Raw genomic sequence first — 24,003 nt, 5'->3', positions numbered from 1 at the left:
CCTGATATGACGTGCTTTATGACTTCCTCTGCTGCACAAAGTGCATCCTAACTTCATCCGTGCCAGTCAGTACCTAAGTAGTTATTACCGAAATCGCCCAAGTATGCACACCCTCCAAATCACCTGCTGCACCCTAACAGCCGCTCGTTCCCGCCACTGATTTGTCCCTATCCGAACATAAAGGCGTCCTTCAAGCAGCTTACGCTGCTTGAAGGACGCCTCTTAGTTACTCTCAATCTCGACAATATCGTCTGCCTACCGGAGTAGGCGAGCATTTCCTCCACAAACCCGTTCATCTTCTACAGGTGTGATATGGCTAGATCTATATTCATCCTGAATATCTAATGGTAAAATGTCATAATAAAAGTCAATATTGATGCCTAGATAATCTTCTAAATTAGTATTACCAAGCTTACCTGAACAAATATTTAGGTAATATTAATTCAAGTTTATCTCCAATATCTATGTATTCATCTCCATTGAAAATCTCGATTTCTAAAAAATGATTAACAATGAACCTCTGGTATTCAATTCTTTTGGGTGTGCGAATGCTACATGCCGTGCTCAGGAATGAGTTAAGTTCCCAACCCATATAAATAATCGCTATGAGCAATAAAGAATCTTAATTTATAGCACTTAATACTGTCACCGCTTCCTGTTAATAAAGTGCTTGAACTTAGTCGATTTTTCAACATCGCTTCTACCTGCAACTCCCTGTAAAAACCTTTATTAGCCTCCATCTTAGTCTGGATCACGTATTCTATTCCAATTAAAAATGTACTGCCCGCTTTCTTATTATGTTTTTGCCTCGCACTACATTTCTTCGATATGCAACGACCAAATCACAAGTCAAATGCCTCCATAAAACAGCTGTTATTTCCTTTTCGGCTTATAAACACTTCTGTTCATTCTCTATAACGCCGTCATTAGTGATCGTTAGCTTTATTCTTCCTGAAAGTGATTCTGTATATCCGCAAGCACTGGTTTCTGTTACGTCCCCTCTGGAATCCGTATATTTTAAATATACAGCACCTTCTCCAACTAAGCTTAGCTTTGGCTTAATACGAGCGCTGTCGCCTGCTTTGATCTGTTTATCGTAAATATGTTTCGATGTGCCAGCCACAATACCTGTTTCTACTGAAACGATATCGTAGTCTGATTGGTTATTTATCGTCACAGAGAAGCTCTGAAAATAACCAAAATTATCGGTATTTATTCTAATCCAATTGAGTACAAACAAAATAAGGATGAGCGATAATACCGCCAAAAGAATATAACCATGTTTCGTTTTCATATCGTTTCCTTCCTTTCACAAATTTTCTAATCTATAGTTAGACGGAGTTCATTCCTAAAAAGTGACAATATCGATATAAGAAGCATACACAATTAACTTTCGTATTGACAACAAAAAACGGCCTCATAGTCATTGAAGGCCGTTTCTGTTTCTCACGCTGTATTATTGTTCTGTCAAAATAATTGGACCATCTTCCGTAATGGCAAGTGTATGCTCATATTGCGCGGACAAGCCGCCATCAACGGTTCTTGCGGTCCAGCCGTCAGAATCAATTTTACTATGATATTTCCCTGTATTCAGCATCGGCTCAATAGTCAATACCATTCCTGCCTTTAATCGTGTGCCTCGATTCGGAGGCCCATAATGAGGCACCTGCGGCTCCTCATGCATTTTCTGACCGATGCCATGACCAATAAAGTCACGCACGACAGAGAAGCCCTGTGCTTCAGCATACACTTGAATAGCATGTGAAATATCGCCGATACGATTTCCGACAACCGCCTGTTCGATACCCTTGTAAAGTGATTCCTTCGTAACATCCAACAGCTTCTGTGATTGCTCCGACACCTCGCCAACCGCATAAGACCATGCGGAATCCGCAAGCCAGCCATCCAAATTGACAACCATATCAACCGTAATAATGTCACCTTCGACTAACAGCGTTTGACCAGGAAAACCGTGGCAAATGACATCGTTTACAGATGTGCATGTCGCGTATGGATAACCACTATATCCCTTCTGCTCAGCTATGACACCATTTTTATTCATAAACGCTTCAGCAAATTGATCAATTTCCATAGTCGTTATCCCTGGACAGATAAAATTGCGCAGCTCTCTGTGGCAAGCGGCTAATATTTCACCCGCTTTTTTCATCTTCAAAATTTCTTCCGCTGTTTTAATGACAATCATTTCAATCACCCAATCCTTTACTTCATTTATAGCATCCCTTTGCTTTGATGTGCTTCACCATGAAGAGTCATAAGTAATATATGATTTCAAGCTTCATAAGTTGTAATCTTAAACAAAAATTCGCAGGCATCACGCTTCTACACTTAGAGTGGAGATGGGATACTCTCATATAATTTTTTTACTTTTTGAATAAATAGGCCCCAATCGTATCCATGCGATATTCGCATACCAATACCCGCTTCACGAAGCATTGCTCGCAGCTCAACATAATGCTCCTTATCCTCTGCCTCTAAAACCGCATGCTTATAAAGCTCATCTACAGGATATTGCGACAGCTTGCTATATAGCTTCTCCAGAACTGTTACATCTTCAGCAGAAGTCCAAAGCCACTTTCGGTTCGCATCAATGCCAAGATACAGAAGATCTACAATATTACTCAATTTATTGGTAACCAAATGCGGCGTTGACCAATTATTTTCCTCTTCAAAGGCAATAAGTCCCTCAAGCTCAACGAGCTTATACTGTATGTCAGCATAAATTGGCTTCTTCTTTGAAATATCCAAATTTACGATGCTCCAAACCAGAACAACTGCCAGCACTAGATTTAAAAAAAGTGAAGCTCTAAAAACCCACTTTCTCTTAGCATTCAGCGGCTGTCTCCTCCTCCAAAAACGATTGATTAAACAGAAAAAACCCTATAAAGGGCCTTTTCCAACAAAAATCTTCGAAACGGGCTAGTTATTCACCGTATGCAACTTCGCCTGACCACTGCAGCATACCGCCGCTGACATTAACCACTTTAAAGCCTTGAGCATGCAGAAAATCGCAAGCTTTACCGCTGCGTCCACCGCTCCGACAAATCAGAACAATGTCTTGCTCGCCTTGCTTAAACTCATTTATACGCTCCTGAAGCTCAGATAGCGGAATGCTGCGTGCTTCCTTAATATGGCCTTCTTGCCACTCATCCGCCTCACGAACATCAATCAAATTAATTGCTTTTCCTTCATTAAGCTGGCTTTCCAGCTCTGCTGCCGTTATTTCTGGATACATATCGTACTCATCCCTTCAAGCTTCGCTTGTTATTATTCACCTTTATACATTGTAGCGCGATGATTATTTAATGTCTACAATGCTGTAGGTTAAGGCAGCTGCTTGAACGTTTACAACCGAACAGCTGTGCCGCTTACAGCAACCATCAGCATTCCTTCGCGAACGACTTCATAATCAATATCGATCGCTACGATCGCGTTTGCACCCAGTCTTGAAGCTTGATTTTTCATTTCATCAATCGCTACATCACGTGCTTCCTTTAGCTTACTTTCGTATGCACCAGAGCGCCCTCCGACAATGTCCGTAATGGAAGCAAAAAAGTCCCGTACTACGTTGGCCCCCATAATGGCTTCACCTGTGACGACTCCTACATATTCCTGAATCGGGTGTCCTTCAATCGTTGGTGTAGTCGTAATTAGCATAGTTAGGCTCCTCTCGCTTCACAACAAAGCGTATCATAATGTTTGCTTCTATTACGATACAGCCGCGCCGTATGTTTCAACTATTTAGAATTAAGCTCATTCATTTCGAGATGAACTAGCTGATCAGAGCTTGTTTGAAAAGTAATGCTTACCCTTACGCCAAATTCCTTTGTATCCTTGCGCAGCCACAGCACAAAGGTCTCTACTGCTTGTCCTTCTTTCAATACTTTTCTGCCTTCATGCTTATAATCTATAATCGACGCATTGTGATATACCCTCGACGTTTCTTCAATGGCCAGCTTTCCCCATTTTCCGTAGGAGGGTTCTGCATATAACGCACTCTCGTCAGCAGTCCTCACCTCGGTGTGAGCTAAGCTCAGTAAAATAAATACAGCCTTCATTACAATATGACGCAGCAAATGGCCGACAACCTTTCTAGTTGATTGTTATACTATTAGCGTCACCTTCTTAGATTCGTCCTATTCATCCTGTTTCGCAGTAAGCTTATTCTTGATTACCCATAAATAAAGGTCAGCTTAATCCTGGTAAACCGTTAAGCCGACCTTATGAATAACTCTAGTATGCCAAGCTTCCTTCCAGGCGTGAGGGAGTGCGACAATGACCAACTGGTATTTGAATCAGGCTCGTTAAACCATGAGATTTCAGATCGTATATATGATTAATTAAGTTTGCATCAAATCCGAGCAGCGGTCGTCCTCCCATTTGACCAGCTGCAGCAGCGAGCAGTAAACGTTGAACGAGCATCCCCGCCTCCATTTGCTGGATTCTATAGCCTCGGTAGCCTAACTCAGCGAAATGATGCGAGAAATCCCCGACAACATGAAAGCAAAGCGGTACTTGAAACAAATTGACGTTGTGAAACGACATCGCTTCCTGCAATCTATGCCGGTGGTCTCCGGGACGTATCATTCGCAAAGCGTTAGCAGAGTCAACATGGTGATACGCGCCATTTGGAACACCATCAACACCAAATAAACAGCCATATAAGGATACGCGTGATGCTGGCTTAGGATGCTCACCGTCAAGATCATTTCGATAGTGGTAAGAGGTGGTAGCCTCCTGAAGCAGTGTTGACAGATTAGGTTGATTGACTGCGCGGAGCTCATAATCATTTTCAGGTGAATATCTTTTATGGCATGCAGCTGCAAACGGGTACGGCTTTCTGCTCGCCGCAGGCAGCCGATAAAGTGAAGCTTGTTCGTATGCTTCGATTTCCTTTGGCATTTGTTGAAACGCTTGTGTGCATTCCAGCATAGATGCTTCATTTATATGGATCAGCTTGGGATATTCCAGAATTTTCGCGGAGCTTACATAATGCTCGTGTTCAACAACGGCCAGCTTCTGAATTAGATCTTGCGCAGTAATAGGCTTCTGGTCCTCCCCCTCTTTCCTGAACCAATCTATTCCAGAGCTAGACGAGAGCGGAATCACGGCATAAGTGCTCTCCTCCTTTTCATTTAGCCCTAATAAATGGTTGACCGCACGATCAAGAAATTGAAAGTAGACCCCCGTCTCCATTCCGAATCGTTTGGCTACCTCTAGCAGTTGACCAAGGAGCAATCCAGCATCAAGCCCTTGCAGGCGATAGGAGAAATTACTGTATTTAAAATAATTTTTCCAAAACATCGTTGTCACCATCGCAACCCCGAAGCAAGCAGAGATGTCACAGCGATTGCCCAAAGCCTCGCTCACATACTCATCAAACTGACCCTCTCGCAGTAGAATTAAGCGATGGTGTGCCGCATCATAATGATAGACACCGTAGGGCAGCTCTTCCAGCTTCAAATAAATATAAAGCTCACTTGGATAGAGCCCGCCTCCTGATGGAACAAACCGCCGACATTGCTGCAGCGTGCTTCCCCAAGCCTCACCCGCATCCGGTCCAAATACAGATTGGCTTAACTGAGTTAGCCCGAAAGTAAACCATAAAAAATGACCTAGCTCTTGAAGCGATGGCGTGCAAGGTTCACGCTCACCCTCTAGCGTAAGCGGAACCTCTGCCGAGAGCGGAAAAGCAGGCAAACGCCGGTACAGCTTATACGGAAGCGGAGCGTCCGACCAATCCGCCTCCCAATCCGGAGGCTTGACTTTGTCTGTATCGTATTGCAATTGGTGCAAAAAAAGCTTTAAACTCATTCCGTCTCCCCTACTTTCTTTGCGTAAATTATGGGAACGGATGCGGGTGTAGATTAAGCTGCTCGGGCGTTAGCGGCTCATCCGTATAACCAAGCACTGCTGGTATTCTAAAAACTCTCTCCAAGCCTGATAAACGAATGAGATGATGCCCGAACGTCATCGGCAGCATCCCCGGAATCAACACTTTTACACAATGAAGGCCATTGCGGAGCGTTTCGGGTGTCGTCTGATTCACTACAATTACGTCCATCGCTAAATCCTTGAACGCTTGAATAAGTGAAGTTAATTCATCCGTCAAATCAGCATGATTAGCTTTTATTTTGAATGCCTCTTCAAAGCTTCGCGACGGACGTCCATTTTCCAGTAAAAAGCCCAACCGCTCCTCCGCCTGCTTTAAGCTGTACAGCATCGCATGATCATCCATTTGCCGAACGAGAAAAGGATCGTTCAGCATTTGCTCGAATTGTTCTCGATTCTCCTCTAACTTGTCGTTCAGCGAGAGCAGCATGCCAGCAAGCTCATGTATCGCTCCCTTAACCGCACGTACAGGGTCTGGATGGGCGCCTCCTGCGCATATCAGATTTGCACCTTTATCTGTCTTATTTTTTGCAATTGCCCATACACTCGGAATACCGTGCTCCATCGTCGAATTAAATAAATGCACATCGTAGCCAAAAACGTCACTTAATCGCTCAATCATCAGGCTTAATTCGAGATCATCAGCAGAATAAGGATCAAGTGGAGAAAGCTGCAGCTGTGCGTACCAGGTCAAAAGAAATGAATCACGCTCTACCACTTCCAATATGCCGTAAAATATAGCCTCCTCCAGACTGCCGCCTAATGCGCAGCCGTTGGAGGTTTCATATACAAAGCCATGTCCGCAGCCGGAGCTGTAATAAGCGAGCAGCTCTGGCACCAGAATCGGCCGCTCCTTCAAGAAAGAATAGCCCCATACCCAGTCGATAGCCTTATCCTTATCGAACGGTTGAAGTGGAAAATCAGGCCGCTCATACATCGACTTCTCATGCACGCCTACGAGAGTCGGGTCAAGCGCTAGCTCGCTTATATGGTTGAAGCTATCCTGCACGACTGTCCGCTTCTCGCGCGGCGACATGCCGCAATAGCGCTCCAATCCTTCCAGTATCGCCGTCATCTCGCTGTCCGCATAACTATGTGTTCGGCCAGCACAGCCCTCATCCCCCGAAAACAATGGCAAATTAATGCTAGAATCGGCAAAAGGAGACGAAAGATCGATCATTTTCCCATTCAAAAAGCCCATCCGCGGGTCCAAATATTGCTTAGCCAGCAGCCCTTTCAATTCCTCCATCGAACGACAACGGTAGCTGTTTTCATTAATTTTTGGACTTGATTGCAAGGTAAGCTGAGCAGCCTCTGCTGTATCGTCTGATATTCGACCACATACTGGGCAGAGCGGGTTTGGCAAAAAGAAATGAGAGGTACTGCTTAGCGATTGAAGATGGATAAATAGTATTCGATCTTCCGTCTGTACTCGCTCGCCAGCAAGCACTCTTCGAGCTTCCTCAGCCATTCGATGTGCCATATGGAGTAGACCTGTGCGCGAGGACCAGACATCTGGGAAGTCCCCTCCACGATTGTGCTGCTGAAGCTCCCACATCTCCTGTCTGTGCGTACCTGCCATTAAGCGCCGCAGATCTGCACATTGAGAGCAGCCTTCCTTCCCTGGAAAAACCAATGGCCCAATAATTCCCTCGCCAAACGAAACAAACCCGCGCAGCCAAGGGATACCTGCTTGTTGGAGAACTTCCTCTGCAAGCAAATGCTCATAAGAGTTGTCACCATCATTCAGTATTAGCGCAAGCTGGGCTCCTTTCGCAACCTCGGTAGTGAAATCCTTCTGACGAGCAATTTGGTGCGCATCAGACAATTCTCTGCAAACAAAATCAGCAAGCTGCCCCTCTCCAATAACTGCTATGATAGCACTCAATCTGCAGCCTCCCCTCGAAGCGACACGCCAAATACGCCTCCCAGCTCCTCCTTCAAAAATGCCTCCGATGCTAAATCAAATACATCAATCGTTTTGCCTGCGTCCTTCAACAGCCGCAGAGCGGCACGCAAAGGCTCATAGTGGTCTAGTGGATCGCTTACCGGCAAACATACCTTCACATCTGTCCTAACAGCTGTCACATTAACAGCAGACCTCACAGCTCCACTAGAATTACTGCTGCTATCCATAGCATTCTTATTCTGAATATCCAGCAGCGCTCGCTGCAGCGCCCTGCGAAGCGCCCGCGTTTGATCAAAGTCAACCTCACCGTACCAGCAGTCATGAACACCAACCCATGCAACTGGGAAACCAAATAGAGCTTCGCTATAGCCGATTGCGGGTGAATGCTTCATCGTATTCAATGTCCGTAAATAATAGCGGGTTTGCTCATCGTCTACTTGATCAAGCGTTATTAGCGAGACTGATGGTGTATCGTGCTCCAGCATAAGTCTTAGTGCTTCGAATAGACATTTTTGCAATCCTCGACTGATTCCTTCTGCGAAGGTTTCTCCCGCTCCAATGCCGACGAACCTCGTTAGGCTGCTGATAGCTGAATTAGGGTTCTCCTTTCGATTAGCTTCTAGCACTAAAGGCGACATTCGCGACATATAAGCCTCTATCCCGGCAAGCCCTGCTTCCTTTCGCGCCTCTTCATGGCTAATCCCATTGCAAATGATGACCGGCAGCAGCTCGCTCGGACCCGCTGATAATGGATCAGCCACCTGTACAGAGCATTGCGATAATGGCAGCTGCCGCAGCTCGCCCTCTTCCCAGCGATGAAAAATTCCGATTTCACTTGATGTTAAGCGGCTGAAATAAGGGATCAATCGGTTAGGATCACTGCTATTCGTTTGATTTTCAATTAGCTGTTCGAAATCCTCTATCCTATGGATAGTTGGAATACCAGCTGCAAGAGGATGAGGAAGAAAGGGATGCCAGTTGCCTTCCAAGGTTTCCAAATTCAACAGAAATATTTTGTTGTACAGCTCTGATACCGCCACCTCCGCAGCCGTCTTTAACCATTCGAAAACGATGACGTTCGCGAGCATCGCTTCTGCCGTAGAAGATACAGTATGAAGGGTGGAAACTTTATGGATAGCGGAATGATGAATTCTTCGTCTAGCGGATTCCCAGCAGCCCCGAGAATTCGGGTGCACGAGCGGTCCTGCAATCCCTGCCTGCTTCATAATTAAGGCAGGCAGCAGTATTTTATTTTCATCTCTGCACGCTTGATGGAGAGCCTTTAATTCCGCTTCTTCTGATTCATGGGAAACAAAAAATACGACATCGAATGGCTCAATCACCTTTCGCCAACCCACGACACCATCCTCCGTTACATGAATCTCGTCCAATTTAACAAGTGGATCTGTTAAGCGGGCATACTCTTCCAGTTCCAAAATTCGTTTTCGATTCGTAGATTCCGGGTTTGTTATAACCATTTGAATTTGCGGCATTCCTGACTCCAATAATGATTTCATTAACGACACCATAAAAGAGCCGGCCCCAATGGCGAGAACGCGCGATTGTCGAAAAAGCTGAAATCGATATGCGCCCGATCCTTCAAAGCTGTCTAAAAATTCAATTTGGGAAGCAAATTTCTGTTGAACGCTTTCTTTCAGTTGATGCGGATGATCACGGCTTACGTCCCGTACAAAACCGTTCGTGAACAAAACCTCTGCAATCTCATATACCCTCTCTTGATATTGTTCAGGAAGTCCATTCGTTACTTCCTGCAACGAATGCTCACCGTTAAATATCGGCATAAGCTTTTCTATCCATTGATTAATGGAGATGCCTTCCATTCGAAACGAGCTCATATTGTTCCTGAAATAGACGCTTCCATCTGAGCTGGGGAGAAAAAACGTATCCCCTTTCACCTTTAGCCGCATAGAAGGATCCAACTTTCATTCCTCCTTATCGAAAATAGTGACAATCCGTATCGCATCGCCTTTATTACATTATGTAGCGCTATTTGTCCGTCATGCCAATGGATATATAGAAAGACCCCTGACAGCGAATTCGCTGCAGAGGCCTTATTAGAATATTCGTCATTTCTCCCTTTATCTACTGACTAGCGGCAGCGGGCACAACCGCCACATCTAGCGCAGCCTCCACATCGCGCACATCCGCCGCCGCATCTAGCGCAACCGCCACAGCCGCCGCAGGAACAAAATCCAATACAGAAACCGATACAGAAGCCAATACAAAATCCGGCACATAGACGTGCTTGGCTCGGATCCATTTGTCCCTGCCCCGAATTTGGCGTCACGCCGCTCGATTTGTAAGGATCAATGTTTAGATTTTGCAGCTCATTTTTAAATTCATCCATTGCATTAGCCTCCAGTAGGTGTTCATGATTTTATCAACGATTAGACAAAAATGAACATCTATCGATAAAGCCGATTGGACTAGTCTAATGTCGTTGATCATGTATGACTTATAGGTATGAATTTACCTCCGCTAGTGTGCCTGTTTCATTTGGCTAGCCCTACTTTCCTATATTACAAAAAGAGACCGCCTCCTTGGTCAATGACCTTGGAGACAGCCTCTTCATTCCTTAAATATCTGCAATACTGTAATCCTTATTCTACTACACGGGTTTTACGTTTGCGGTTTAGGAACTCGTATACGATTGGTACGATGATTAGCGTAAGCAGCGTCGAGCTCGTCAATCCGCCGATTACGGTAACCGCCATTCCTTTGGAGATCAGTCCGCCAGACTCAAATCCGAAGGCTAGAGGAAGCAACGCCCCTACTGTCGCAATAGCCGTCATCAGAATCGGACGAAGACGAGTACCAGCCGCCTCAAGCAAGGCTTCCCGTACAGATAATCCTTCTTTCTCCTTCTGAATCACACGATCGACGAGTACGATCGCGTTTGTGACGACAATACCAATCAACATTAGCGCACCAATCATTGCCGTTACACTTAATGTTTCGCCTGCAATAAGCAGACCGAGCAGTGCTCCGATAATGGTGAAAGGCAACGAGAACAAGATAGCAAATGGCGTTAACGCTCCGCCAAAAGTTATAACAAGCACGAGATATACGACTGCAATTGCTGCAAGCATTGCTAATCCAAGCTGAGTAAATGATTCGTTAATTTGCTCGGTTACGCCGCCCATCTCAATGTCAACACCCGAAGGAAGATCCGTAGCATCAATCAATTTTTGGATTTCAGCTGACACTTTACCGATATCGGATGCTGTTACATCGGCAGAAACCTCTGCATATACGCGGTCATCACGTCGTGTGATCGTATTTGGCGATTCGCCTTCCTCGATCGTTACCACATCTTTTAATGCCACCTCTACTCCAAGTGGAGAGGCAATCATCACATTTTCCAAATCAGCTTTACTCGTATAGGTTTTTGTCTCAACCTTTACATAGACGTTAAATTGTTCGCCGTCCTTCTCGATCGTTGTAAGCACAGGACGCTCACGAGCTGGACTCAGCGCCATTGCAATTTGACCAGCAGTTAGACCATTTTGACTTAGCTTCTCTTGATTAGCTACTAGTCGATATTGCTCATAAGTCTCAGACATGCTGGAACCAATGTTTTTCAAATTTTTGTTGTCAGCAAGCTTAATCAACAAGTCATCGACAACGGGCTTAAGCGACTTCATATCCGAACCGAATACGAGCATGGACACGCCCGAACCGCCAAGTCCGCCGCCAGTAACGTCAAGCTCCTTCCATTCTCCGGCTCCGCCTAGCTCCTGCAAGAGCGGTACAAGCTTTTCTTTCTCTTCAGTAAATCCTTTAAAATCTTCTTCATAGCTCAAATTGAACAATGCTTGCTTTGAAGCACCTGGACTAAACGGATTTTGCCCGCCGACTGCGTATTGTACAACGATAACACCTTCACGCTCCAGCAGCTTCTCCTCTGCCTCAAGCGCCATCTTCTCGACTTGCTCAAGCGTTTCTCCCGGAGCTGGGTTGTAGGAAATAACAGCCATTTTTTGCTCATCGCCTGAGATAAAGCTAGTGCCAATGACAGGAATGAGGAACAAGCTTCCTACTAATAAGACACACGCCAGACCAAAGGTAACTAGCTTGTGGTTAAGTGACCATTTCAGTACGCCCTTGTACCACTCAGCCAAGCGGCTTCGTTTCTCATGATGAGCCTTCCCAGGCTTCATCCCTTTGCGGAACATCATATGTGCCAGCATTGGAACGACTGTAATAGCGACCAATAGTGATGCAAGAAGCGCAAACACGATCGTTAAGGCGAACGGAAGGAAAATTTCACCAATCATGCCTGACACGAGCGCCAAAGGCAGGAATACCGCAATCGTTACGATTGTCGATGCTAGTATCGGAACGAACATTTCTTTTGTTGCGTCAAGAATGAGCTCTTTGCCCTTGAGTTTCTCTGTGGGGAGAGACATTCGGCGATACACGTTTTCTATGACAACGATGGAATCATCAATTACACGCCCGATCGCAACGGTCATCGCACCAAGTGTCATAATGTTCAGCGTAATATCCATCTGACCTAATATCAACAGCGCGATAAGGATCGATAACGGAATCGATACGACAGCTATAATGGTTGAACGAATGTCACGCAAGAAAATCATAATAATAATTACCGCAAACAACGCACCGATGATTGCTTTACTTATCATCGTGTGAACTGAATCCTCGATCGGCTTGCCCTGATCTAGCGTAGTAACGAAGCTTAATCCGCTGCTTTTGCTCTCAAGCTCATCGATTTCAGCTTTTACATTATTTACAACATCGACCGTATTTGAATCTGCTGATTTGACTATATTCAAACCAATTGCAAATTTCCCATTCGTACGGGAGACGGATTCTGCTTTGCCAATGATGCTGATATCAGCAAGATCACTAAGCTTGACTCCTGGTACGATGATCATATTTTTAAGATCATCCTCGCTGGAAATGTTTCCGTCTACGAGGATCGCCTTCTCTGAATCTCCAAATTCATAAATGCCAAGAGGTACAGATATCGCAGAGGCTTGTATCATGCCTTTAACCATATCCTCAGTTATGCCCATTTCTTTCATCTTGTCGGATTTAAACGCAAGCTCGCCTTCTTTTACGTTTTGTCCAGAAATCTGAACGCTCGCTACACCTTCAATGCCTTGCAAGCGCGGCAAAATATTATCCTGCAGTTCCTGTGTTAACTGCTCCAAATCCATATTGTCGTTAGACACGCTTAGCGCCAGCACTGGGAAAGCATTTAAGCTGATTCTCGATACGGAAGGCGTCTGCACCCCCGCAGGAAGCGATAGCTCATTAAGTACACTTTGCACTTCCGCAGCTGCTTTCTCCATATCCGTTTTATACGTATACTCAATGACTACCGATGAAGCATTTTCATAGGACGTCGAGCTGATCACATTTACACCTTTAAGATTACGTGTACGCTGCTCGATTGGCTTCGTAACTTTTTCCATAATGTCTTCAGGAGGTGCGCCTGGATATATCGTCGTTACGCTCACAATGGGAATGGTGATATCGGGCAATGTTTCCATTTTCATATTCAATCCTGAATAAAGTCCCGCAAATAATACAATCAACGTCAAAATCCATAAAGCAAATTTGTTATTCAGAGAAAACCGTATAATGCTTTTCAATTTCTTCCACTCCTCGTCTTCTATCTAAACTTTAAAGCGATAGCCTACTCCCCAAATCGTCTCGATATATTGGGGTTTAGACGGGTCATGCTCTATTTTTTCGCGCAGCCTCCGAATATGTACCGTTACCGTAGCTGCGTCACCGTTTGAATCCATCCCCCATATGCGCTCGAATAGCTCTTCTTTTTCAAAAACTCGGTTCGGATGCGAAGCGAGCAATAAAAGCAGCTCATATTCCTTTGAGGTGAGCATCGCCTCCTTATCATGGATCATCACTCTGCGAGACGGCTTGTCTATAAATAATCCTCGAATGCGAACCTGATCTCCACGTTCCGATTTATCCATAGTTAACCGCTCATAACGCGCCAAATGTGCTTTTACACGTGCTACCAGCTCACTTGGACTGAACGGCTTCGTCATGTAGTCATCCGCACCTAGGCCGAGACCTCTAATTTTATCAATATCTTCCTTTTTGGCAGTAACCAATAATATTGGAATGTTAACCTTCTGCCTAATTTGCCGACAAATCTCAAAACCATCGATCTTCGGAAGCATCACATCTAAAATAATGAGATCAAATTTTCCTTCCAACGCTTTCTCAAGGCCAATGTCGCCTCTCCCTTCGATTTGCACAGCAAAACCGTGGCTCTCCAAGTAATCGCGTTCCAGCTCGGCAATGGCTTTCTCATCTTCAATAATCAGTATGTTGCTCATGCACATCCACCGTTTTGGCAGCTACCGATTGGGGAAGCTTCAGACAGAATCTGGCACCGCCATGCTCTGCATTTTCCGCCCATACGATACCGCCATGCCCTTCAATAATTTGTTTGACAATCGCAAGCCCCAGTCCACTCCCGCCTGTTTCCAGGTTGCGCGATTGCTCCGCACGATAAAAACGATCGAAAATATAGGGCAGATCGTCTTCTTCAATTCCAGGACCTGTGTCTTCGATTTCCACCAAGATAAATGCCCCCTGTTCCTTTACGCTTACCTTAATATCTTGGGAGTCACTCCCCGTGTTGTCTCCCATATATTTGACACAGTTATTCAAAATATTAGTTAATACACGGCTAAGCTTATCGGGGTCTGCAGCAATTAAGAGCGGTTTCGCATCTGAACTGGAATAATGCAGCGCAACTCCCGACTTATCCAAATCAAATCGCTGCTCTTCCAAAAAATGCTCCAAATAACGAGTAATATCAATCTCTTTAAAATCAAAGGCAACCTTATGGAGATCAAGCTTCGAAAATAGAAACAGCTCATCAATTAATTGATCCATATCCGTAGCTTTGCGATAGATGGTTTCCATATAGCGCCTTCGCTTCTCATCCGTATTGGCGATGCCATCCATAATGCCTTCCACATAACCTTTGATAGCCGAAATCGGTGTTTTCAAATCATGTGAAATATGCGAAAGCAGCATTTTACGGTTCTCATCATATTGAAGGCTTTGATCAATAGAATGCTTTAATCTTACTCGCATATCCTCGAAAGCGTTGCTAAGCTGTCCGATTTCCCCCTTCGTCGTTGCTACGACTTTATGAGATAAATCACCATCCTTAATTTGCAGCGCAGCCGCTTCCAGCCTTTTTATTGGTTTTATTATGCTTCTAGAAACGAAATAAGTAAGCAGCAAGCTCGTCAAACCAATAAAGGTCAAGGAAAAGGCAGCCGACACTGGTCTCCAATAAATCGGCACTGTATCGTTGCGTCTGAACAGAACCATCGTTCCTGTGCTTCCATCTGGATAATTAAAAACTGTCTTGAATGTTTCAAAATGATACTTTCGAAAAGTAACCTTAGCTGGAGGCTGGTCCAACAATTTTTGCCAGTCTTCACCTGGAGCTGCTTCCTCCAAAAAAGGAGCAACCGCAATTACTACCCCATTCTTTGAGATGACATGCCCTGCCCACAGCTCTCCCAGCCTCTTTTGGATATCGTTCAGATATGCTTCATCCTCCAGCTTTCCAGTGTCATTTTGCAGTACATAAGAAAGCTCGCCATACACTAGAGCTTGACGATAAGGCTCGTTGTGTTCTTTATCAAAATATTGGCGAATGTCCTCAATTCCGCCTGCAAAAAAAATGAACACCATAAAAGTAATCATTAGAATAAACGGTACAAACACCATGGCCAAGTAAGACATATACAGCTTCACTCGAATGGACACTCCGGTTCACGCCTCACTGATCGTTAATTGTTGTGTCTAGGTTTCATCATAACGGGTATTTCTAAACGAATTTGTAACCAATTATTACAAAACTATTACGATTGGCTTCAAGATTGCCGAAAAGGCATCTTTTTATTTATTAATAGCATAAATTATTAATTACATTAATTTAAAGGGACTGTCATTTTTTCGCACCAAAAATGCACTCACACTAAGGATAATCGCTAATACCCCATTGTATACAACCCAAATTGCAATTGAAAACTCCGAATGAAGAGACCAAAGCTTATAGACAACAATAAACAGAACAAGCACGAATAAAATCAATACGGCTCGTTTTGTTTGATGCGCCTTTTTGGCGGAATGAAGCATTGCTGCTAGATAAACGCCAAACAAAACCGAGGTTATCGGAGCAACCGCCCAAATGCTGATGGAAAAGATATGGTCTGAGAATAAAAGCTTTCCCAAAAACATAGCGAGCGCAGCAAAGAAAAGCAGTCCCCACAGCTTTCTAGATGAGCTATGCATCCTTATGCCGCTTGACTGCTTTCTCTGTTTTTTCTTCCATGCAAAATAATGATTCAATCCATAAATCCCTGCTGCCGCGAAGCCTGAGAGGGTGAGAAAATGCTGAAGGATATGATAGAGCTCATCACCTATTATTATTTTTTGCAAAAAAGGAATTCGTTGTACGAACCAGCCGCTGCTATGCGTAAAATGATCTACAAATACATGAGTTAAAAAACCAATGATTACTGATAAAATAAAACGCATCCATTCTTGCCATGTGGCTAGAGACCAAGGACGGTTCAAATAAGCAGCATATGGCTTCATTGAACCGATATCTGGAAGCAACTCCGGCAGTGCCGGCTTCACAATGCGGTGGAAGACTAATGAAAAAGCAATGCACGCAGGCAGCACAAGCAATAGTAAACCTAATACGGAATGTCCGATGCTTCGAAACGGCTGCATAGAGACAAAATATTCGAAATCCGGTGACATGCTGCCTAGAATCAAACCCGTTAAGCTCAAGCTTGGGATGATCTTCTTTAGCGGTGCAGCGAACAAGGGATGGGCAAAGGTATGCGGCATCGGTTCTGAAACAGCTCCTTCTATTCGCTTAGTGATCCGAACTTAGGCAGCGGCCATATGCGAAAAACAGCTTTTCCTTCAATACTAGATCTAGAAATCGGACCGATTGCCCGGCTATCAAAGCTATGCTCTCGATTATCGCCCATAACGAATAGCTGTCCTTCCTTTACTGTAAAAGGAATCGGTATGCTGCCGGCAAACGTTTGGCCTTTAACATAATCCTCATTGATAGCTTCTCCGTTTAAGAAAACCTGTCCATTTTGGATATCAATGACGTCCCCTGGCAATCCAACCACTCGTTTAATAAGACGCAAGTCGCTTTCTGGTCCATTAATAATGACAATATCTCCATGTCGCGGCTCGTGAAAATGATAGGACCACTTGTCCTCGATTAAACGTTGGCCGGCTACAAGTGTATTTTGCATAGAGACGTTTTGGACCTCGGATTGCGCGTACACATAATTCTGAAACAGCAGTGCTACAGCCATTGCTATGCCCAGCGACACTGTCCATTCCTTTATTTCTTTTAGCCAGCTCTTTCGTTTGCGATTTTCTAATTGCATTGCATTCACCTCATCAAAATATAATTAGCGGTTAGAAATTGTAAAAAGTCCATTGTTTAATACGGCTGCAGCTGGACATGGTTTCCAAATTAGCTTGGAAATTAGGAAGTGACAACCGAAGGCGGCATGCGCTAAAGTGGTAACGAGAGGAGTTTTCCATAACTATGAATCCCACATCCGCTTCCCAACGATTGCTGTTTACTGCCATTACCATTTTATACTGGACGTCTATGTTTGTATATGTTCCTACCTTATCCCCCTATTTAAGTGATCGGGGCTTCTCCCTGTCTCTTATTGGGATCGTTTTGGGAAGCTACGGCTTCGTTCAGATGCTCGTTCGTTTTCCGCTCGGAATTCTGTCGGATCGTTTCGGCAAACGCAAGCCGTTTATTGTGCTCGGAATGCTGGCCGGCGGAGTCAGCTGCATGCTGTTTCTTATTCCCGGCTTATGGATATGGCCGCTGGCAGGCAGAATGATGGCTGGAATATGCGCCTCTACCTGGGTAGCCTTTACGGTGCTTTATGCCAGTTATTTTGGCGCAGGGCAGACCGGACGCGCCATGGGCAACATTAGTGTGATGACTGTCATTGGTCAAATGATCGGCATGCTCCTCAGCGGCTGGCTTACGGACGGCTTTCATGTGAATGCTCCGTTTGTTTTTGGCGCTGTCATTGCGTTTATCGGCTTGCTGCTTGCGCTTATGCTTAAAGAACCGATAGCAGCACAACGCGATCAGCCCGGCATGTCGTTTACAATGATTAAAAATGTCGTGCGAACCAAAACACTGCTGCAAGTTTCACTGCTCTCCATTCTCGCACATGGCATTCTCTTTATTACGATGTTTGGCTTTACACCGCTCAAAGCAGCAGAAATGGGCTCCAGTGGCTTACAGCTCACCTTGCTCGTATTCGCTTTTATGCTGCCGTATGCCATCTCCTCTCTTGTAACAGCAAGATGGTTCACTCCTCGCTTCGGGTATTGGGGTACGATTGGAGCTGGATTTTTACTCAGTGCGATATGCACGGGGGCTATGGCGTTATCCAGCTCATTTGAGATGCTAATCGCAACGCAAGCGATAAATGGCTTTGCTCAAGGGCTGCATATTCCGTTATTGCTCGGACTAGCTATTCGAGATGTGGAGCTTGCAGGACGTGCAACGGCTATGGGCTTGTATCAGGCTTTATACGCTATAGGAATGTTCTCCGGACCGTTCCTTGCTGGATGGCTTAATGATGGCTGGGGGCTTAATGGCGGCTTTGTATTCGGCTTATTGCTTGGAGTAATCGCATTCGGTTTTGTTATCGTCTGGGCGATGAAGGAGCGCAAACCTGCTGTTAAGCTGGTGAAGACATATGCAGAGGAGCACCGCGGATGATGAGACCACAGCTTGTCCTTGATATTGGAGGCGTTCTTGCAACTAATTTATCCCCGCTCCTCTGGCAGCTTTTAGCCGCTGAAGCAGCTGTTTCAGAAGATACACTATATTTTCAATACAAGCAGGAAATCAGCGAGCAGCTTTGGACTGGACATATATCTGAAGCACAGTTTTGGAAATGGATTACTGCTTATGCACCATCGTTAACGATGAAGCAAGCGAAAGCGATAATAGAACAAAGTTTGCGGCCGTTGCCAGCACTTGAGAAAATAGCCGAATGGAGTGTACATGCAGATATTCATCTGCTAAGCAATCATCTGAGCGCTTGGGTGGAACCGATCGTTCTGCCGATCAAGCCTTATTTGAAAAGCGTTACGATTTCCAGCGAGGCGGCTCTCAAAAAGCCGGATCGTGCTATTTTCACAAGGTTGGCTGCGCAGCTCCCACAGTCAAGCTATGTATTATTCATCGATGACCAGAACAAAAACATTGAACAAGCAGCGTCGCTCGGATGGCATACGCTGCTTGCCGATGAGTCTGGCGGGTGGATTTCGCTCGTTCACACCCTCCTACAGAAAGCTGGCGAGCAAGAACAGTGTTAGCCCGCTTGCCCCGGCAATGCTGAGCAAACAAGCATCATAGCGGCCAAATGCCAGGCGAAAGGCGTAGGTTGGTTTTCGCTTCGTGTAGCCAAACCCCCGCGCTTCCAAGGCATCTGCCATTTGCTCCGCAAGGCGCAGAATAGATCGAACGTATGGAATCAGCACCGATAATAAATGATTGAAGGGTACTGTTCGAAGCGGTGTAATTGCCTTCCCTCTTGCATGAGCAAGCTTTGCGAAGCGCTCCCACTCTCCGGTTAGCAGCGGGATAAACCGAAAAATAAGGGTAACAATTAGTGCGAAGGAGTGAATAGGCACTCTAAATCTTCCAAGCCAGCCAAAGGTCTGCTCAATAGAGCGCTGGAGCCGATACGGCGTCATCAGCTTAAGCAGCGGCATGCCAAGGAGCATAATCAACAGCAGCTTGCCAAACCGAAGCACGATCGGCCAAGCTTTAGCCCATTCGAAGGCAATAGGAGCAAAGCTAATTCCTCCAATAATGCAAAACATAATAATCATGATCGTATACGCGCGTATTACGCGAGCCCAAGGCCATATGAGTGTTCGCAAAGGGATGATCAACAGCAGTGTGGCTGAAGCAGCAAGCAGCAGCTCCACTGCTGTTTTTTGTGTTAATATGCTGGCTGCCAAAATTAGATAAGCGAGCACCAGCGCCCGTGGATCAAAACGATCAGCGCGGAGCCATTCGGATTTCACCGTCTGTGTGTTCGCTTGCGTGAGCTCCTTCGCGCCAGCATCCTCCTGAGTCGGAGTCGCTTCCTGTACCGCTACGTTCGCAGGCTCTATGCTGCTGCCCGCGGTGCGATCCGCCGCTCGCCGCCGCAGCTCCGCTGCCAGCCCCGCCGCTACCTCGCGCGGCGCTGGCCACGGCGCCCCGTCGCTTGGCGCCGGCTCCTGCGGCGGCAAAGCCGCCTCAGCGCGCAGCTGCGCCAGCACGCGAAGCGCCTGCGGCGCAGCTGCGGCATGCGCGATCGCCGCCGCAGGAGCCGCTGCGCGGACCGTGCCGCCGCTGACCACGGCGACCGCGTCCGCCAGCGGCAGCAGCGCGTCGAGGTCGTGCGTGGCAACGACCGCTCCGCGCCCCGCCGCCCTGTGCGCCTCAAGCACCGCGCACAGGCGGCGTATACCGACAGCGTCTAACCCCGCTGTCGGCTCGTCGAGCAGCAGCCATTCCGGTTCACACGCCAGCAGGCAGGCGAGTGAAAGCCGTCGCTGCTGCCCGCCGCTAAGCGTCCACGGATCTTGCGTCAGCACCTCCTGCGGCAGTCCTGCCTCGGAGAGCGCCCGCTCCATCCGCTCCTGAGCGAGCTCGCCTTCCACGCCATAGGGCTTCAGCGAATATAGAAATTCCTCCCTAACGGTGGATGCAAACCACTGCGATTCCGAGCTTTGCATCGCTAAGCCCAGCTTTAATGCGGCGCTGCGATTCAGCCGATCTTTACGTTTATGCACCATCCACAGCGGATCTCCGCCAAGTGAAATATCGCCTGACTCCATCATTCGAATTCCTGCCATCGTCTCCAGCAGCGTCGATTTCCCCGCTCCGTTTCGCCCGATGAGCAGCGTAATTTCACCTGCTTTAAAAGTGTGACTGACACGCTTAAGCAGCTGCCTCTTATCCGCACTGCTTCCTGCATAAACATTAACTTCTTGCAGCTGCCAATCAGCGCCCATACTGCTTCACCGCCTTTGCCAGCAGCTCTGCCGTGAATGGAAATGGCGACAGCTGCACACCTTGCTCCTGAAGCTCCCATGCCACCTGCGCTGCATAGGGGGCCTCGAAGCAAAGCCGCTCGCATATGCTGTCCTTCTGAAGTGGAGCTGTTCTAGCAAACCAAGTCTCCGCTTGTCCGTCAAATACGATTGCTCCTTCATCCATAGCAATGATTCGATCAGCCTCTTGCAGCTCCTCCAGCTTCTGTGTAATCCATATAACCGTTACACCGCTCTTATGCAGTCCTCTTACTTGCTCCATCACAGAGCTCGAAGCTTCTGGGTCCAGCATAGCAGTCACCTCGTCGAGAACGAGCAATGGAGAGCTCATTGCGATGCAGCCAGCAATCGCAACCAGCTGCTTCTGTCCTCCCGATAACGTTTCGATGGACTGATGAAGCCGCTCGCCCATGCCTACGCTTCGCAGAGCCAGCTCCGCCTTCAACGGAATTTCATCGCCTGGAAGCTCATTCTGTTCAAGCATCAGCACAACATCCTCCCACGGCGTCGCGCCAATCATCCCTGCCTCTGGCTGCTGCATGACGATAGGAAGCGGCCTTCCCTTCGCTGCTGTCTGTATATTTCTGATCACTTGTCCTGCAGCGCCAGCTACACGATAGCCCGCGGCTACTTTAGCAACGGTACTCTTCCCGCTTCCATTGCGGCCAAGCAGCGTTATCCATTCGCCTTGATGTATCGTAATAGAAACGTCTTTAACAATCGCCCTGCGCATCTGACCTTCTAACATAATCGGCGGCGCAACCGTAATTTTCTTCATTTCAATTTGAATCGCTTGTTCCAAAAAAATTTCACCCAACCTCTTCCCCAAAACGTTTGGCTATGCTACAATTCGATTTGTTAACCTAATAATAATATAAATGGTTAACAATAAAATCGCAACTACATAAAGGAGTCGTTTTTCTATGCAAAGCAATAATATTCGTTCTCTAGTGTTCATTGCCTTATTCGCAGCATTGTTTATCGTCATGAGCGCAGTGACCATTAAGCTCGGAGGCTCGTTCGTCCCGATTACGCTTCAAACCTTAGGTGTTGTCCTAGCAGGATTATTTTTGACGCCGCGCAATGCGTTTCTCAGTATCTTCATCGTTATACTGCTCACCGCCTTCGGCTTGCCGCTATTTAGCGGGCAAGGCGGAATTTCGACTTTAACAGGTGCTACCGCAGGCTTTATCTTTGCTTTCCCCTTCTGTGCGCTTCTAGTCAGTTTAGCAGTAGGCGCATACCTTCGCGGCAGCAGTATTAAGCAAAATAAAGTGCTTTCGTTTATCGTATTCTTCCTTATATTCGAGCTATTCAGTTCCTTATGCGCTTATATTCCAGGCATTCCATGGCTCATGCACGCACTCGACTTTTCATTTCAGAAAGCGATGGTCGTCGGGTTTTATCCATTTATTATCGGCGACGCGTTAAAATCGCTGGTCGGCACGATTTTAGCCATCTCCTTAACACCTTACATCGTCCACATTCGCTCGTCAACCGCTAGCAGCAAAACACAAGACTCGATTTATCAAGCGTAGTTCTACTTTAAAAACCACGTGCACCTCTGCATGTTTACAGCCGAGGCATACGTGGTTTTTTATTTAACTTATCCTTTATCCACTTCATTTCCCTATTGTCCATAAGCTTCTTGTAATCAATTAATGTATGTATCACTCAGTTAGATAAGTGGAACTAAATAAATCGGCTATTAAAACCTAACACTAAAGCGATCCATAATGGAAGTTGTAGTTTTCTTTATTTCAACCATAAACTGCCCGACTTTCTTACGAATTTCGGTTACGATATGATAAAACAAGTAGTTGATTACATCAGCTATCCTGCACGTATGCATTAGAATAGACTGATTTCGGCTTAAGATACACCTGTAAGGCTCTCTATAGTGCAGCGGTGCAATATAGACAAGCAGGAGCTCGAAAAACCAGGTGCTATCCTGCAAAGTGCAGGATAGCGCCATAGTTGGTTAGTTGGAGAGCATGTTGGAGGACGGGTTAGAGGGTTAGCTGGAGGGCTAGTTCTAAGATAGTTGTACATTCACTCCGAGCACGAACCTCAGCCTCACCGAACGGCCTATCCTGCACATTTGCACTAACTTCGTGCTTTTCAGCCTCACCGAACGGCCTATCCTGCACATTTGCATTAGAATAGACAGATTTCGGCTCAAGACACATCTGTAAGGCTCTCTATATTGCGTGAGTGCAACATAGTCACGTTAGGGCTCGAAAAACTACCTTCTATCCTGCTAAAGTGCAGGATAGGTGAGTAATTAAAAACTAAATAACTAATGGACCACGGATCGTTGTGAAGCTAAACCAGCTAAGTTGCTTAAATCAGGCTTTTAAGAAGAACCGACTGCGTCCTACTTGACTACGGAAAAGAATTTCCTCTAAAAAAAGCCGAATTTCAAGCTGCAGCCTAAAATAGGCTGCAATGAAATTCGGCTTTTCTATATGCATATGAATAATCAGCAGCCAAAAATATCTTAGTCGCTGCATTCCTCAGGAGCAGGCTCAGAAGCATCCTCTACATTGATTTTCTCCGATACGGTGTCCCGTACAATAGAGATAACCAGCTGCAGCAAATAATTGATATCCGTTTGGCTCTGTTGGAATTCATTGACGATTGGAATGCCTTCAAGCTCCTCTTGCAGCGTTTCCATCTCGCCCTCGATTTTCTTCACCATATCAGCGTTTTTGAAAGTCGTTTCAAATGCGACAACTTCCTTTTGCTTCTTCTTGATCTTCGTAATCAGCTGCTGTACACGCTCATTGCCATTGATCTGCAGCTCTGCGCGGCGATAGTGCTGAACTTCCTCTGAAGTAAAAATCAGATCAGCCAGCTCCTTCGCTTTCTTGGAAATATCCTCGCGAACGATAAGATCGCGTGTGTGGAAGCTAGGAATTCCACAGCCCTCGCCATGCTCATGATCGTGGTCACAAAGCTCGGCTTGATTTTCTGCTATATGCTGCTCTGACATTTCTCAT

General features: G+C 46.0%; 21 protein-coding genes. 3 read left to right on the top strand and 18 right to left on the bottom strand.

Translation table 11 applies throughout. The features are described from left to right. Nucleotides 1-889: 889 nt before the first annotated feature. The 15 genes from MHI37_RS15100 to lepB form a co-directional block, all read right to left on the bottom strand. Nucleotides 890-1,294, bottom strand: coding sequence for a hypothetical protein (locus MHI37_RS15100; RefSeq protein ID WP_076336004.1), 405 nt, complete (start codon nt 1,292-1,294; stop codon nt 890-892). Nucleotides 1,295-1,456: 162 nt separating this feature from the next. Next, entirely contained in the window at nt 1,457-2,203 is a 747-nt protein-coding gene (gene map / locus MHI37_RS15095; protein WP_076336005.1) for a type I methionyl aminopeptidase, read from the bottom strand. A gap of 143 nt (nt 2,204-2,346) precedes the next feature. After that, nucleotides 2,347-2,766 carry a hypothetical protein gene (locus tag MHI37_RS15090; protein ID WP_083676156.1) on the bottom strand — a complete coding sequence of 140 codons (420 nt, stop codon included), beginning with the start codon at nt 2,764-2,766 and terminating at the stop codon, nt 2,347-2,349. Between the two features lie 175 nt (nt 2,767-2,941). Then, entirely contained in the window at nt 2,942-3,253 is a 312-nt protein-coding gene (locus MHI37_RS15085) for a rhodanese-like domain-containing protein (RefSeq protein WP_076336007.1), read from the bottom strand. Nucleotides 3,254-3,363: 110 nt separating this feature from the next. Continuing rightward, entirely contained in the window at nt 3,364-3,675 is a 312-nt protein-coding gene (locus MHI37_RS15080) for a YbjQ family protein (RefSeq protein WP_076336008.1), read from the bottom strand. Nucleotides 3,676-3,755: 80 nt separating this feature from the next. Continuing rightward, nucleotides 3,756-4,094 carry a DUF3889 domain-containing protein gene (locus MHI37_RS15075; RefSeq protein WP_083676157.1) on the bottom strand — a complete coding sequence of 113 codons (339 nt, stop codon included), beginning with the start codon at nt 4,092-4,094 and terminating at the stop codon, nt 3,756-3,758. 157 nt (nt 4,095-4,251) lie between these two features. After that, a complete protein-coding gene (locus MHI37_RS15070; RefSeq protein WP_076336009.1) occupies nt 4,252-5,832 on the bottom strand; it encodes a SagB family peptide dehydrogenase in 1,581 nt (526 codons plus the stop codon). A 28-nt stretch (nt 5,833-5,860) separates the two neighbouring features. After that, on the bottom strand, nt 5,861-7,798 hold the full coding sequence (locus MHI37_RS15065; protein WP_076336010.1) for a TOMM precursor leader peptide-binding protein: 1,938 nt from the start codon (nt 7,796-7,798) through the stop codon (nt 5,861-5,863). Further along, nucleotides 7,795-9,759 (bottom strand): putative thiazole-containing bacteriocin maturation protein, encoded by a 1,965-nt coding sequence (locus MHI37_RS15060; protein ID WP_306010665.1) that lies wholly within the window; start codon nt 9,757-9,759, stop codon nt 7,795-7,797. The genes MHI37_RS15065 and MHI37_RS15060 overlap by 4 nt, the downstream gene beginning before the upstream one ends. Nucleotides 9,760-9,922: 163 nt before the next feature. Continuing rightward, nucleotides 9,923-10,060 carry a hypothetical protein gene (locus MHI37_RS15055; RefSeq protein WP_179090169.1) on the bottom strand — a complete coding sequence of 46 codons (138 nt, stop codon included), beginning with the start codon at nt 10,058-10,060 and terminating at the stop codon, nt 9,923-9,925. A gap of 380 nt (nt 10,061-10,440) precedes the next feature. Beyond that, nucleotides 10,441-13,464: an efflux RND transporter permease subunit gene (locus tag MHI37_RS15050; RefSeq protein WP_076336012.1), complete on the bottom strand. Its 3,024-nt coding sequence runs from the start codon at nt 13,462-13,464 to the stop codon at nt 10,441-10,443. A 24-nt stretch (nt 13,465-13,488) separates the two neighbouring features. Further along, nucleotides 13,489-14,178, bottom strand: a complete 690-nt coding sequence (locus MHI37_RS15045; protein ID WP_076336013.1) for a response regulator transcription factor — start codon at nt 14,176-14,178, stop codon at nt 13,489-13,491. After that, complete coding sequence (locus tag MHI37_RS15040; RefSeq protein ID WP_144023632.1) at nt 14,156-15,634, bottom strand: HAMP domain-containing sensor histidine kinase; 1,479 nt, start codon at nt 15,632-15,634, stop codon at nt 14,156-14,158. Before MHI37_RS15040 ends, MHI37_RS15045 begins: the two co-directional genes overlap by 23 nt. Nucleotides 15,635-15,793: 159 nt before the next feature. Continuing rightward, complete coding sequence (locus tag MHI37_RS15035) at nt 15,794-16,726, bottom strand: DUF4184 family protein (RefSeq protein ID WP_076336015.1); 933 nt, start codon at nt 16,724-16,726, stop codon at nt 15,794-15,796. A 20-nt stretch (nt 16,727-16,746) separates the two neighbouring features. Further along, a complete protein-coding gene (gene lepB / locus MHI37_RS15030) occupies nt 16,747-17,289 on the bottom strand; it encodes a signal peptidase I (protein ID WP_076336016.1) in 543 nt (180 codons plus the stop codon). A 164-nt stretch (nt 17,290-17,453) separates the two neighbouring features. On the opposite strand from lepB, the gene MHI37_RS15025 reads away from it, so the two are divergent. Together MHI37_RS15025 and MHI37_RS15020 are read left to right on the top strand one after the other, a co-directional pair. Beyond that, nucleotides 17,454-18,665, top strand: a complete 1,212-nt coding sequence (locus tag MHI37_RS15025; RefSeq protein WP_076336017.1) for an MFS transporter — start codon at nt 17,454-17,456, stop codon at nt 18,663-18,665. Next, complete coding sequence (locus MHI37_RS15020) at nt 18,662-19,267, top strand: HAD-IA family hydrolase (protein ID WP_076336018.1); 606 nt, start codon at nt 18,662-18,664, stop codon at nt 19,265-19,267. Before MHI37_RS15025 ends, MHI37_RS15020 begins: the two co-directional genes overlap by 4 nt. Here the strand turns inward: MHI37_RS15020 and MHI37_RS15015 are convergent. Continuing rightward, nucleotides 19,235-20,962: an ATP-binding cassette domain-containing protein gene (locus tag MHI37_RS15015; protein WP_076336019.1), complete on the bottom strand. Its 1,728-nt coding sequence runs from the start codon at nt 20,960-20,962 to the stop codon at nt 19,235-19,237. The two genes, MHI37_RS15020 and MHI37_RS15015, sit on opposite strands and share 33 nt — an antisense overlap. Continuing rightward, on the bottom strand, nt 20,952-21,818 hold the full coding sequence (locus MHI37_RS15010; RefSeq protein WP_076336020.1) for an ATP-binding cassette domain-containing protein: 867 nt from the start codon (nt 21,816-21,818) through the stop codon (nt 20,952-20,954). Before MHI37_RS15010 ends, MHI37_RS15015 begins: the two co-directional genes overlap by 11 nt. A 106-nt stretch (nt 21,819-21,924) precedes the next feature. Between MHI37_RS15010 and MHI37_RS15005 the strand changes: the two genes are divergently transcribed. Next, nucleotides 21,925-22,539: a biotin transporter BioY gene (locus tag MHI37_RS15005; RefSeq protein ID WP_076336021.1), complete on the top strand. Its 615-nt coding sequence runs from the start codon at nt 21,925-21,927 to the stop codon at nt 22,537-22,539. Nucleotides 22,540-23,501: 962 nt separating this feature from the next. Here the strand turns inward: MHI37_RS15005 and MHI37_RS15000 are convergent. After that, nucleotides 23,502-23,996: a YlbF family regulator gene (locus MHI37_RS15000; RefSeq protein ID WP_076336023.1), complete on the bottom strand. Its 495-nt coding sequence runs from the start codon at nt 23,994-23,996 to the stop codon at nt 23,502-23,504. Nucleotides 23,997-24,003: the final 7 nt, after the last annotated feature.

The sequence above is a fragment of the Paenibacillus sp. FSL H8-0548 genome (genome assembly GCF_038630985.1).
Taxonomy (GTDB): domain Bacteria; phylum Bacillota; class Bacilli; order Paenibacillales; family Paenibacillaceae; genus Pristimantibacillus.
This window is presented reverse-complemented; position numbering and strand designations above follow the sequence as displayed.

What these genes read in the sequence shown, in the direction of transcription:
- MHI37_RS15100 (WP_076336004.1), bottom strand. Translation starts at nt 1,294, where the DNA reads ATGAAAACGAAACATGGTTATATTCTTTTGGCGGTATTATCGCTCATC.
- map (WP_076336005.1), bottom strand. Translation starts at nt 2,203, where the DNA reads ATGATTGTCATTAAAACAGCGGAAGAAATTTTGAAGATGAAAAAAGCG.
- MHI37_RS15085 (WP_076336007.1), bottom strand. Translation starts at nt 3,253, where the DNA reads ATGTATCCAGAAATAACGGCAGCAGAGCTGGAAAGCCAGCTTAATGAA.
- MHI37_RS15080 (WP_076336008.1), bottom strand. Translation starts at nt 3,675, where the DNA reads ATGCTAATTACGACTACACCAACGATTGAAGGACACCCGATTCAGGAA.
- MHI37_RS15070 (WP_076336009.1), bottom strand. Translation starts at nt 5,832, where the DNA reads ATGAGTTTAAAGCTTTTTTTGCACCAATTGCAATACGATACAGACAAA.
- MHI37_RS15045 (WP_076336013.1), bottom strand. Translation starts at nt 14,178, where the DNA reads ATGAGCAACATACTGATTATTGAAGATGAGAAAGCCATTGCCGAGCTG.
- MHI37_RS15035 (WP_076336015.1), bottom strand. Translation starts at nt 16,726, where the DNA reads ATGCCGCATACCTTTGCCCATCCCTTGTTCGCTGCACCGCTAAAGAAG.
- lepB (WP_076336016.1), bottom strand. Translation starts at nt 17,289, where the DNA reads ATGCAATTAGAAAATCGCAAACGAAAGAGCTGGCTAAAAGAAATAAAG.
- MHI37_RS15025 (WP_076336017.1), top strand. Translation starts at nt 17,454, where the DNA reads ATGAATCCCACATCCGCTTCCCAACGATTGCTGTTTACTGCCATTACC.
- MHI37_RS15020 (WP_076336018.1), top strand. Translation starts at nt 18,662, where the DNA reads ATGATGAGACCACAGCTTGTCCTTGATATTGGAGGCGTTCTTGCAACT.
- MHI37_RS15015 (WP_076336019.1), bottom strand. Translation starts at nt 20,962, where the DNA reads ATGGGCGCTGATTGGCAGCTGCAAGAAGTTAATGTTTATGCAGGAAGC.
- MHI37_RS15005 (WP_076336021.1), top strand. Translation starts at nt 21,925, where the DNA reads ATGCAAAGCAATAATATTCGTTCTCTAGTGTTCATTGCCTTATTCGCA.
- MHI37_RS15000 (WP_076336023.1), bottom strand. Translation starts at nt 23,996, where the DNA reads ATGTCAGAGCAGCATATAGCAGAAAATCAAGCCGAGCTTTGTGACCAC.